General features: G+C 37.5%; 12 protein-coding genes. 5 read left to right on the top strand and 7 right to left on the bottom strand.

The annotated features are described in order from the left end of the window. Positions 1 to 7: 7 nt before the first annotated feature. Complete coding sequence (locus tag BBI00_RS08090; RefSeq protein WP_083988454.1) at positions 8 to 469, bottom strand: lipocalin-like domain-containing protein; 462 nt, start codon at positions 467 to 469, stop codon at positions 8 to 10. Between the two features lie 156 nt (positions 470 to 625). Continuing rightward, positions 626 to 2,647, bottom strand: coding sequence for a DUF3857 domain-containing protein (locus tag BBI00_RS08095; RefSeq protein ID WP_065398287.1), 2,022 nt, complete (start codon positions 2,645 to 2,647; stop codon positions 626 to 628). A 153-nt stretch (positions 2,648 to 2,800) separates the two neighbouring features. Here BBI00_RS08095 and BBI00_RS23550 point away from each other — a divergent pair, with 153 nt between their 5' ends. Next, positions 2,801 to 3,415, top strand: a complete 615-nt coding sequence (locus BBI00_RS23550) for a DUF4377 domain-containing protein (RefSeq protein ID WP_083988455.1) — start codon at positions 2,801 to 2,803, stop codon at positions 3,413 to 3,415. A 93-nt stretch (positions 3,416 to 3,508) separates the two neighbouring features. Here the strand turns inward: BBI00_RS23550 and BBI00_RS08105 are convergent, their stop codons facing one another. Next, positions 3,509 to 4,447 (bottom strand): SPFH domain-containing protein, encoded by a 939-nt coding sequence (locus BBI00_RS08105; protein ID WP_065398288.1) that lies wholly within the window; start codon positions 4,445 to 4,447, stop codon positions 3,509 to 3,511. Positions 4,448 to 4,595: 148 nt separating this feature from the next. Next, positions 4,596 to 5,951: a deoxyguanosinetriphosphate triphosphohydrolase gene (locus BBI00_RS08110; RefSeq protein WP_065399668.1), complete on the bottom strand. Its 1,356-nt coding sequence runs from the start codon at positions 5,949 to 5,951 to the stop codon at positions 4,596 to 4,598. 296 nt (positions 5,952 to 6,247) lie between these two features. On the opposite strand from BBI00_RS08110, the gene BBI00_RS08115 reads away from it, so the two are divergent. Both BBI00_RS08115 and BBI00_RS08120 read left to right on the top strand, forming a co-directional pair. Then, the gene (locus BBI00_RS08115) at positions 6,248 to 6,874 is read left to right on the top strand and encodes a class I SAM-dependent methyltransferase (protein WP_065398289.1); all 627 of its coding nucleotides are present in this window, start codon (positions 6,248 to 6,250) and stop codon (positions 6,872 to 6,874) included. A 70-nt stretch (positions 6,875 to 6,944) separates the two neighbouring features. Continuing rightward, positions 6,945 to 7,679, top strand: a complete 735-nt coding sequence (locus BBI00_RS08120; protein ID WP_065398290.1) for a DNA-formamidopyrimidine glycosylase family protein — start codon at positions 6,945 to 6,947, stop codon at positions 7,677 to 7,679. Positions 7,680 to 7,733: 54 nt separating this feature from the next. Here BBI00_RS08120 and BBI00_RS08125 read toward each other — a convergent pair whose 3' ends face one another. Next, positions 7,734 to 8,456: a LytR/AlgR family response regulator transcription factor gene (locus BBI00_RS08125; RefSeq protein WP_065398291.1), complete on the bottom strand. Its 723-nt coding sequence runs from the start codon at positions 8,454 to 8,456 to the stop codon at positions 7,734 to 7,736. Further along, a complete protein-coding gene (locus tag BBI00_RS08130; RefSeq protein ID WP_065398292.1) occupies positions 8,456 to 9,529 on the bottom strand; it encodes a sensor histidine kinase in 1,074 nt (357 codons plus the stop codon). The genes BBI00_RS08125 and BBI00_RS08130 overlap by 1 nt, the downstream gene beginning before the upstream one ends. 190 nt (positions 9,530 to 9,719) lie before the next feature. Here BBI00_RS08130 and BBI00_RS08135 point away from each other — a divergent pair, with 190 nt between their 5' ends. Then, positions 9,720 to 10,148, top strand: a complete 429-nt coding sequence (locus BBI00_RS08135; RefSeq protein ID WP_065398293.1) for a hypothetical protein — start codon at positions 9,720 to 9,722, stop codon at positions 10,146 to 10,148. A gap of 427 nt (positions 10,149 to 10,575) precedes the next feature. After that, positions 10,576 to 11,232 carry a glycosyltransferase family 32 protein gene (locus BBI00_RS08140; RefSeq protein ID WP_065398294.1) on the top strand — a complete coding sequence of 219 codons (657 nt, stop codon included), beginning with the start codon at positions 10,576 to 10,578 and terminating at the stop codon, positions 11,230 to 11,232. Here BBI00_RS08140 and BBI00_RS08145 read toward each other — a convergent pair. Continuing rightward, on the bottom strand, positions 11,229 to 11,564 hold the full coding sequence (locus BBI00_RS08145) for a DMT family transporter (RefSeq protein ID WP_065398295.1): 336 nt from the start codon (positions 11,562 to 11,564) through the stop codon (positions 11,229 to 11,231). The two genes, BBI00_RS08140 and BBI00_RS08145, sit on opposite strands and share 4 nt — an antisense overlap. Positions 11,565 to 12,163 lie beyond the last annotated feature (599 nt).

Here is a 12,163-nt window from a genome sequence, read left to right on the forward strand (position 1 = left end):
TCTTTTTCTAATACTGCTTTTCAAGAACATCATAATGGATCATATTCAGTACCTTTTCAAGCTTTGGATCCTTGTCTTTCACCGGCGTTGGAATATAACTTGAAAAAGTCATGGTATTATCTTTATTAAAAGAAACCATTACCTCTTCAATAATCGTATCCTTGCCTATATAAAACTGAATTCTGTTGTCAACAATTTTCCACAGACTGAGTCTCGGCTCAGACGGCAGACAGTTTCCCGTACTGCCTTCAATATAGTTGTAAATGGCAAAACCATCATCCCTTAATGTATAATTTCTCATTAAAAGGCAGTTGTCAAAGTCTTTTTTTACTCTCGTTTTATTTTCATAAGATCCTGATTCCTTAAGTTTCCAGAAGCCTGTAACATCTTCTTTCTTCAGTTTCTGTGCACTCATAAAAGCTGAAAAAGCCAAAAGAATAGCTGTGGAACCTATCATTTTTATCATCATTTCTTCTTGTTATTTGTACTGTTGTTTTTTATATTTTCAGATTCTTTATCTAATCCCTATATATCTGTTTTGCACTAAGTTCTGATTATTTGGGGTTGCGGCGGCTCCGCCGCCGCAACCCCAAATAATCAGAAAGAAATTTCCCGATCTTATCGCCTACTTAAATTTCTTTTTAAAACTGAATTTAAGCCTGTTCATCAATCCCGGCTCTATAATATCAATTCCCAGTCCGAAATTACTGTCGGCTACAATATGATGATCGGCCCTGAATTTTTCAAACTCATTCTGCGGAATCTCAACATTCACCAGGGGATTGAATTCGATATACACACTGGCACCGTTCTTAGTAATTTTCTTACGGCTTTTATAATCAAAATATGGATTTGCGATTGTACTTTCCTGAACGGTGTACTTTTCATCCGTATCTATTTTTTGATCTGTATACAGATTAATTTCATATTTCTGGCTGTCGAAATTATGCCAGAAAGGAATGTCTTTATGCATAAAATCCCTTACATTTTCCTTGACAAGGTTCCTGTCAAAATACATCAGAAAACGGTTATTCTGAGGATCTGAATAATAAGGATTTTCAACAGTGGCTGTATATTGCAGCTTAAACTCATTCAGTTTTTTATCATCACTCAAGATATCAATTGCCGCATCCCTGAATACATTTCTCAGGTCCGTTCCATTCCGGTCATTGGAATAATTAAGACAATAAAAGAGGAAGTTGTTCCAGCTGTCTATGATCTCTCTTTTGTTGGTACTTTTAAAATACCGTCTCATAGCATTGGCCCTGTTACCTTTACAGACTGTAGTCAGCTTCAGCTGCCCGGCATTGCCCTGCACAGTAAAATCCACTTTCTCATCAATACAGAAATAGCTGTATTTATAAGGCTTTCTGATCTGCAATTCCTGATCCGGTTTCACCTCCAGATAATGCATAAAATATGTAAAACCCCTATTTTCAATCAGCCCGAATTCATCCCGGATGGTAGCATCTATAAAGTGTTCTTCACCCTTGTAAATTACTTTTACAACCACATGATTGAAGCTCAGCAGGGACGGAAGATAATATTTTATATAATAATCTGCATTGTAGTTTACCAGTACTACTGAAGCATCTACCCCGATATAATCGAGGATCACTTTCAATAAAACAGATTTTGCCTTACAATCCCCCTGTTTGTTTTCGTAAGTCACAGATGGTGCTTGCGGCTTATGTCCGTTCATTTCATCAGCATTAAATACATAATAGATATGATTCTGAACATATTCTATGGCAAACTGAAGCTTATCGTCCAGATCCGTGATTGCATCCAGCTGTTCAACAAGATTCGGGGCAAAGCTTTTTAATGAAGAGGCATTGAAAACTTCCTCATAAAAAGGAACAATATAATTGGAAAGTTCTTTCCATTCAGCCTCTGTAGCAAAATCTACAAATGGAAAAATTTCACGCCCGGAATCTACAGGGTTGACATAGTTTTCTTCTTCGATCACAAATCGCTCCCCTTTCCTGAGATAATTAATTTCGGGATCAAGCACATTTCCTTCTTCATCCCGGAAAAATGCTTTTTTATAAGCGATCGTCTGCTCCCGTTCATTAATAAAGGAAAACTTAAAGCTTCCATAGCTCCAGTAATTATCAGGACTTACCCATACATACTTTGAAAATTCCTTTCTGAGAAAATCACGGTCTGTAAAAACCTTGATCCTGGAATCCTCTAAAACCAACACATCATACAGCCTGAGATCTTTGATCGTAATATTGATTTTTTTATTGCTGCTTAAAACCCCGCCGCTGCTTTGATTTTCACTGTCCAGGACTTTGATTTTCGTGTCCGGAATCTTATCAATCAGTACTCCGTCCCTCAAAACACTGATCCTGTGAATCTGATAGACTTCATTTTCTTCCACAATAATATCTGAAGCAGAAGCCCGCTCAAGATTGCCCGGTTCATTCAGCGTGTAGGCCATACAGACATATTCACTGTTTTCGGTATTGCTGGTATAATATTTCTTATCTAAAAAATAGCAGTGATCTCTGCCTTCATCGGTTTGTTTTCTGGCAAATTCGGAATCTTTTATTTTATTGATAATTTCCTGATCTTCAATATATCCTGCCCATATTTCAGGTTTCTGAATCCTGTAGTTTTCACTTTGAATTTGATGATCCATATGTAATTAAGAATTAAGTGTTTTGGTTATGATCATTAAGATTCTCAAAATAAGCGATTAAAAAACTAAAAAGCAATAGCAGAAGTACTACAAATTTTTTAAAATCCAACTTCGGCATGGTAATTGCGAGGTATGGTTCAAAAAATAAGGTTTATGAAAATGATCGCAACAATTCTAAAAGGGTCAGTTCCCGCATTAGCATTATTCGCAATGACGCAATGTACAACTACTGCCGGGGCTTCCGCTGCTGATGAAAAAACTTTCATCATAGGACCGCAAACAGCAGACTGTACAGGGGTAGCTCCTATGAAATGTCTGCAGGTAAAAGAAACGGCTTCAGGAGACTGGACGAATTTCTATACCAACATCGAAGGGTTTACTTACGAACCTGGATATGAATATGTATTAAAAGTAAAAACAGAAAAAATTGCCAATCCGCCGGCTGACGGTTCTTCTATAAAGTATACTCTGGTAAAACAGGTTTCCAAAACGAAAAAAGATACTGCTGCTGCCAGTGAAAAAACACTTATTATAGGTGCACAGACTGTAGACTGCTCAGCAGGTGCAGGCCGTATGAAGTGCATGCAGGTGAAAGAAAAAGCTTCTGACAGCTGGGAGAATTTCTACAGCAATATCGAAGGATTTACTTATGAGCCCGGATATGAGTATGTATTGAAAGTGAAAACAGAAAAGATCGCCAATCCGCCGGCAGATGCATCTTCAATAAAATACACATTGGTAGAACAGGTTTCTAAGACAAAGAAATAAATAAAAAACGCTTCAGAAAATTCTGAAGCGTTTTTTTATGATTAGAAAGTTCTAAGCCCGAAGCTACTGTCTGACAACAAACAGATTTTATCCTCAATATCCTGTTGCTTTTTCAGGCGGATCCGGGTATTTTCCTTTGGTGGCTTCCCCTACAGTATTGGCGGTTGTCATGGCGACCACCAGATCATTCAGCATTCCGCTTGCTGCCGTAGGTGAGTTGGGAAGAAGTACAAGATTACTTCTGTTGCTGGCTCCCACAGAGTGTAAAGTATCATAATGCTGGGTCACCACAATAAGCGCAGAAGCTTCATGCGAATTGATATCCACATTATTCAGCATCCTTACAGATTCTTCAAGTCCTTTGGCAATTTCCCTTCTTTGGTCGGCAATCCCCTGCCCCTGTAGTTTCTTGGATTCCGCTTCTGCTTTTGCCACTGCTACAATTCTGATCCTTTGGGCTTCAGACTCATATTCTGCAGCTGTTTTTTCTCTTTCGGCAGCATTGATCCTGTTCATCGCATGTTTCACCTGCTCATCCGGATCAATATCGGTTACCAATGCTTTGATAATATCATATCCGTAGCTGTTCATGGCTTCCTGCAATTCACTTTTCACTGCTACCGCAATATCGTCCTTTCTTACAAAGACATCATCCAGTTTCAGCTTCGGCACTTCTGCACGCACCACATCGAATACAAAAGAAGTGATCTGATTTTCCGGATTTTCCAAACGGTAATAGGCATCTCCAACCTGGTTTCTGATCACCTGATACTGTACTGAAATTTTCATTTTGATGAAAACGTTATCCAGTGTTTTGGTATCGATCATTACATCGAGCTGCTGGATTCTCAGATTGAGTCTTTTGGCAATCTGATCAATGATCGGAAGCTTCAGATGAAGCCCTGAATGCTTTACTGCCTGAAATTTCCCAAAGCGTTCAATAATAGCTGCCGTTTCCTGCTTTACCACAAAGAAAGAAGCGAATAGAATGATAAGCCCGAAGATGATAACGGGCGCCAGATAAATCCCCATAGTTCAGTTTTTAGTATTGTTACTGATAAAGATAGAAATAATATTTGAACCGGGGTATTCTGTTTTTGTAAGGAAATTCAGGACTTGAAGAAAGGAGCTGCCAAACATCAATAACACCATGCTTTTTTTCATTTCCTGCTCTCCGGCATTACACTGTCATTCCGATATCGATTCCTTTGATCTTTCTGTAGAGATCCGTGGCGTAGTTATCTGTCATTCCTGAAACAAAATCAATGATCCCCAGAACTTTCTGGTAATCTGTTCCATTATCATACACAAACTGCCTTGGCAATAGTTTCAATGCTTTTTTATCATAAGACTTTCTTTCCTCTTCAGGTTTAAGAATGGAAGGAATAAAATGATCCAGCAATTCATACATTACATTGTAACCGGCATTCTCAATTTCTACAACGGCTTTATGATTGTAAATCTTTTCAATGGAAAACGATTCTATGTCCTGCAAAGCATTATTTTCAGATTTATAAATATCCAGAAGTCCTTTATCCAGATTTCCTTCCAGGATGGTTTCAAAATTCTGCTTGTAAATCTCCAGCGATTTATTGATCAGGGCATTGATCGCTTTTGCCCTCAGATAAGAAATCTTTTCATTTTCATTGGAGATGGAAGCCAGTTTGCTTTTCACACGGTCTATATCATTGCTTTCTGATTTCACCAGCTCGAAGAAAAGGTTTTCACAGTCGGAAGTAGATACAATTCCTAACCTGTGGGCATCTTCCATATCAATAATATTATAGCAGATATCGTCAGCGGCTTCTACCAACCATACAAACGGATGTCTTTTGAAGATATAAGGTTCTTCATTTTCAGCAATTAGTTGGGTTCCTTTAGCGATTTCAAGGAATATCTCTTTTTCATTCTGGAAAAAACCGAATTTCTTCCTGTGGATAATTCCTTTTTTCTTGGCAACCGCTTCACACGGATATTTGGCGATGCTTGCCAGGGTAGAAAAAGTAAGCTGAATACCACCTGCATCTTTCCCCTGCTGCTGCTGAGCAAGGACTCTGATCGCATTGGCATTTCCTTCAAAATTCACAAGATCCGCCCACTCCTTTTCATTGAATTTTGATTTCAGGTCTTTTTCATTCCTTTCAAAATAGCTTGCAATGGCATCTTCCCCGGAATGTCCGAAAGCCGGATTTCCTACATCGTGACAGAGACATGCAGCAGCAATTACATTTCCTAAATTATATAAATAAAAATTCTTTGAATCTTCAGTAAGTTCACTGTTAAAATCCTCAGCAATAAATTCACCGATAATACTTCCTAAACTTCTTCCCACAGAAGATACTTCCAAAGAATGCGTCAGCCTGTTGTGCACAAATACACTTCCCGGAAGAGGAAAAACCTGGGTTTTGTTCTGCAGTCTTCTGAATGCGGAAGAGAAGATAATTCTGTCGAAATCCCTCTGAAAATCAGTTCTTGAAGCTTTGGTATGTGGATTGTTCCCTGTACGTTGATTGGTGAAAATCTGGTTTAAATTCATCATTTTTCAAAATTACTCCAAATTTTAATTGTATGGAATAGTATTGAGATTTTTATTAGTGGAGAGTCGGGCTATTGGGAAGAAAGCCGGGAGTTGGAAGAAGGAAGTTATTGAAGTCCGAAAGTATGAATGATTCTGTGTCTGACGTCTTTAATAGTTATCATTACTCTCCGCCCTGCTTCAATCCTGTCTGTCATTTAAAAAATCTATCATCATCAATGCTTTTTCATCATCAGAAAACAGATGAAAATAGTTTACATTTGATCGTGCTAAAAACATGATTAAACTTTTTTGAAATGACAGATAATACATGGCTCAACAGATGGGATGAAAGATACAACAGCGAACAGTTTGCTTACGGAACAGAACCGAATCACTATCTGAAACAGCAGCTGGAAAAAATCCCGCCGGGTTGTATCCTGTTTCCCGCCGAAGGTGAAGGGCGGAATGCTGTTTTTGCCGCTACAAAAGGATGGAAAGTTTCTGCTTTTGATATCAGTACAAACGGACAAAGAAAAGCATTACAGCTTGCCGGGCAACATCAGGTAGCTATAGATTATAATGTAGGAGAACTGTCTGCTTTGCATTATGAGAATGAACAGTTTGACGCTATTGCGCTTATTTATGCTCATTTTCCTGCTGATGTAAAATCTTCCATACACCAAATGCTTCATCAGTATTTGCGCAGAGGCGGTCTTGTTATCTTTGAAGCTTTCAGTAAGAAGCACCTTGCGTATATTGCCAAAAACGAAAAGGTTGGCGGTCCTAAAGATATTGGCTCATTATTCTCCATCGAAGAAATCAAAGCTGATTTTCCGGATTATGATGTCATAGAGCTGATGGAAACTGAAATTGAACTTCATGAAGGACTGTTTCATAACGGAACCGGCTCTGTTATACGATTTGTAGGAAGAAAAAAATAAGATCATAACCAGCATTCCGGCGCATGATTTACGGAACGGTATTTGAACTTCTACCGTAAAGAAAAATGCTATGCCTGAAGGTCCATCTATTATTTTAATGAAAGAAAACCTGCAGCCTTTTGTTGGTCAGCAGGTAACAGAAGCTTCAGGTAATGCCCAATTTGACAAAGAGCCATTCGTGGGTCAGACTTTGCTTGAGGTCCGTACTTTTGGGAAACAGACTTATCTTGTTTTTGAAAATGCTGCGATCAGGATTCATTTATTAATGTTTGGCTCTTACAGTATTGATGAACAGACCAAGCCTGATAAAAGCCTGCGTCTGTCGCTTATTTTCCCAAAAGGCGGAATGTATTTTTACACCTGCTCTGTCAAAGCCGTTGAACCTGAGTTTCTATCTTCTATCGATTGGGAAGCGGATGTCATGAGCGATCAGTGGAATCCTGAAAAAGCTGAACAGAAGCTCAGATCCCATCCCAAAATGATGGTTTGTGACGCCCTGATGGATCAGAATATATTTTCCGGCGTAGGGAATATCATTAAAAATGAAGTGCTTTTCAGAATCGGGGTTCAGCCGGAAAGTCTTCTGGGAAATCTTCCCGCCAAAAAGCGAAAAGAACTCATTGCCGAAGCCAGAAATTACAGTTTTGACTTTCTGAAATGGAAAAGGGAATTTGTTCTGAAAAAGCACTGGCTGGCTCACACCCGGTCAATATGCCCGGTCTGTGGGCAAAAACTGATCAAAAAACAAACGGGTAAAGGAAAAAGAAGAAGCTTCTATTGTGAAAAAGACCAGAAACTTTATTAAATACCTGATCCGTTCCCTATTACTTATTGCTTATTACTCATTATTTATAAGATATCAGTCTGAGTTCAGGAGACCTCCGGCAAATTTTGTGAAAAAGTCTGCTCTGTAAACTTCACCGAGCGGAATTTCGGAGTCTTCTATATAGATATTATGATTATCAAATGAATCAATATAATCACCATTCACAACGTATGATTTACTTACCCTGATAAAGGTTTCGCCGGAAATTTTCTGATGAATGGTTTTCAGGTTCATCGCAGTGATCAGCTTCTGCTGCCGGGTATGGATAACGACATAGTCTTTAAGCCCTTCTATAAATTTGATATCTGAAAAGCTGATTTTATAAAACCTTCTTTCCGCTTTAATGAATAGGAAATCTGCTGTATTGGATTCTACCGTATTTTTTACTGTATCTTTGGCTAAAAGCCCGGTATATAGTACTGCTTTATCAATAGCTTTCTCCAGCCTCTGAGGATCAATAGGCTTCAGCAGGTAATCTACCGCTTCCAGTTCATAGCTTTTCAAGGCATATTGAGCATAGGCTGTTGTAAAAATAATCAGGGATTTCTTGGGAAGCATTTCTGCAAACTCAAGGCCGGTCACCATTGGCATTTCGATATCGAGGAAAATGAGATCTGCTTCGTTATGCTTCAAAAACTCAAGTGCAGAGGGTGCATTTGAAAATTCACCCAGAATATCAATTTTTGCATTCTCTTCGATCAGTGATCTCATTTCAGCCCTTGCTAAAGGCTCATCATCTATTATTATACAATTCATCACACGGGAATTTTTAAGTTGACGATATATTCTTTATCTCCTGACTGTATATCCAGTTCAAAGGTATCATTATAAAGCAGTTCCAGTCGCCGGGTAATATTGGCAAGCCCAAGGCCGCTGTTTTTCTTATCCGGAACCGTATAGCCGGCATGCCTGGAATTGATACAGACGAAATGAAGCCGCTTATTTTCAATATTGATCTCTATTTTCACATAAGATCCTTCCCCACTGATATCTACACTGTGCTTTACGGCATTTTCAACGAAAGTAGTAAATAAATTCGGGGGAATAAAAGTACTGTTCAGCGCTCTTTTATCCAGGTGGGTAATGATATCAAATGAAAACTGGTCGCGTCTTATCTTTTCAAGGTTTAAAAAATTGGACAGAAAATCGATTTCTGAAGTCAGTAAGGTTTTTTCTTCACTGTTTTCGTACAGCTGATACCTGAGAAATTCGGATAATTTCACAATCACCACCGAAGCTTTTGCCGGATCTGTCCGGATCAGCGCCTTCACATTGTTCAGCATATTAAACAGAAAATGAGGATTGATCTGGTTTCTGAGCTCATTCAGCTCCATATTCAGTGTAAGATTGTTCAGTTCGTTGATTTTTTTATTATCGCTGATCCACTTCTGCAAAAGTTTTATGGTTGTTGTTGTAAGGATGATAGGAATACACATCAGTACTCCTTCATAGATTCCTCCCTTTTCTCCTTTATGCTCTGCTCCAACCTTAAAATCAACAAAAAAAAGCTTAAAACCATATCCGATAATATTAAGTCCGACCACTCCCATCAAAACAAGCAATACCAGGTAAGTAATGTATTTTGTCTTAAAGAAAAACCGGGGAACCAGCACATAAATATTAATGTACACCATGGCAATCAGGATAGTGTATACAAAGAGCAGAACATAATACTGGTAGATCCCTGAATATCCGTGCCAGAATCTGGAACTGTACAGCAAAAAGAAAAAGAATACCAGAAACAGCAAATGCCTCCGGAAGGTATACTTCCCTTCTACCAGAAAATCCATTACTGCTGTCTCTTTAAATTTCCAGGAACTGTACTTCATATGATCAGTAGGGTTTTATCTTGGCAAAAATAGGCAATACTAAAGGTTCTTATCATAATATTATACAAAACCTCTCTTTTATTATACCAATTATGCTTCTCTGATTTTGTATAAAATACAGCGGGTTTGGTATAAAAACAGATTCCGGCAGCCCAATTCAGCCTTTCTTTGCATTGTTTAATCAATGCATATGGAATTAGCAGTCTTTCAGGAATTAACCAAAGAAATAACTTCAGAATGTTTTTTTATGACAGCATCACAGCAAGAAGAAAAAGTAATACAGCTCATCGACCTTCATCATTTTATAGAGTGTTTTGATCCGGAAATCAAAGTACTGAGCTACATCCGCCATCCTATTAATATTATAGACCACCACGGAATAAAAAAAGGTATTGTTTTTTATGATCTTAAAAATACTTCTTTTCCGGACTGTAATGATGCTGAAGAATTCAAAAGGCGAAACGGACTTGCAGAATTATGGTTTGTATTTGTAGAAGAAAATTTTATTACAGACACTGCCCTTTACACTGACTGTATTATTGAAAACAGCCTGGACATCTTCTATGACAGGATTTTCACTTTCAGCTTTTTTCAATCGATCATTCAGCCTTTACAATAAATTCCAGGTGAATATTAAGAAACTATCCGTACTGCCGGAGATATTGTCTTTAACGCCATTAAATAGATCCTGAAAAATAAATTATACCAAGGAAAGGAACCTATCAACCTTCATTTTATTTCAATGTCAGAAATTCTTACAATCCTTTAAAAAGGTGAATAAAATAATACCGGAAAAAGAGTTTTGTTTTGGTTTCAGTTTGAATTTTCACATATTACGAATTTACTACCACAACACCTCAATAAAAAGATTAAAAAAAAATTAAAATTTATCCTTTCGGCTTTTAACCATTTTCAAAAAAGACAATCAAAACTTTAGAAAAACACAAATTCAGGGGTTCTCTATATGAAAAATCTTATTACCTCGCATGCAGATAACTGATGAATGATTCCGGGTTTTATGATAAGAATTTACAAAAATTAAGATAATGGCTGTACCCAAACAAATATTTCAGACCTTTAAAACAAAAAAGCTTCCATTGATTACAAGATTTCATATCTGGAATATGAAAAGAAAGAATCCTGAATATCTTTATTTTTTCTACGATGACAACGATATTGAGAAGTTTATCTCCGAAGAGTTTCCACCCCGATACATTAAAAACTACCATAAGCTGACCATCGGTGCGGCCAAAGCTGATTTTTTCAGATATGCCATCCTGTATAAAAAGGGAGGAATCTACCTGGATATTGACAGTACGATAACCCAACCTCTGAGACAACTGATAAAGGAAAGCGACCAGGCGGTCATCAGCAGGGAAAGACATGAAAATTTATATGTTCAGTGGGCACTTATCTTTACGAAAGGCCATCCGTTTTTAAAGAAAGTACTGGAACTGATGCTTGATAATATAGAAAATCATCGTTATCCCAATGATATACATGCCACTACAGGTCCTACCGTCTTCAGTGAAGCGATCAGACAGGCGTTACAGGAAGACCCGGATATTCCTTATACCCTTTTTGACGGTATTGAGTTCCGTGGATATTTACAGTTCAAGTATAAACTGGGAAAATTCTTTTTATACAAAAACAGGTCCCAACACTGGAAGCAGCTTCAGACTACTCAGGATATTATCGCTTAGTGCGTACCCATCTTTGAAAAAACATTGATGATAATCACTCCAATGACAATCAGTGCAATTCCGATAATGGCCGGCAGATCCGGAACCTGCCTGAAAGCAATAATCCCGATCATGGTGATAAACACAATGCCCACTCCTGACCAGATGGCATAGGTAATTCCTACCGGAATGTGGCGGAGCGTCAGGCTCAGAAAATAAAATGCACAGGCATATCCTATTACCGTTATCACAGATGGCCACAGTTTTGAAAACTCTTCGGATTTCTTCAGAAAAGTGGTTGCTATGATTTCAAATATAATTGCTAAGGCAAGGAAAATATAACTGCGTCCCATAATTCATTCTTTGTACAAAAATACTAAAAGCATTCCAGTACTTTAAAGCTGCTGTCAGTGTTCAATGATCTTATCTGTCACCTTATTCCGTTTTCTGACATTAAAAAGAGAGGATACTGTCATAAAACCTGACTTTGGCAAAAGTCCTTATCCGAAAAATTTAAAGTCAAAAAATAAGTTTTCTTAACATAAAAACTCCTTCTCTCTTCCCTGTTTAAGTTTATAAAAATGCATCACATAAAGGTATTATGCTGAGCATTATTTATTTTTTGTTTTATCAACTCCAATATAGAAGCTATGAAAGCCTTACCATTTCCTCATTATTTTACAGACAAATCAATAAATATATTAATAAATTCACAATAACACATTAACTTATTGTAAACAAAAAATCATACAAAAATTAAATAATTACTACATAACACACTGATATACATCATGGTGTTTTGTTTTGGCACGTGATTTGAAAGCTGTAATATTGCAATTGAAAGATTGATAAAATAAAGTCAAATAATTAAAAATAAAACAAAATGGTAACTTACATCGGTATTGCAACATGTGTGATCGTATTCGCTTCATATTTTACAACAGCAAGAAGA

Origin of the sequence: Chryseobacterium arthrosphaerae, from assembly GCF_001684965.1 — a bacterium.
Taxonomy (GTDB): domain Bacteria; phylum Bacteroidota; class Bacteroidia; order Flavobacteriales; family Weeksellaceae; genus Chryseobacterium; species Chryseobacterium arthrosphaerae.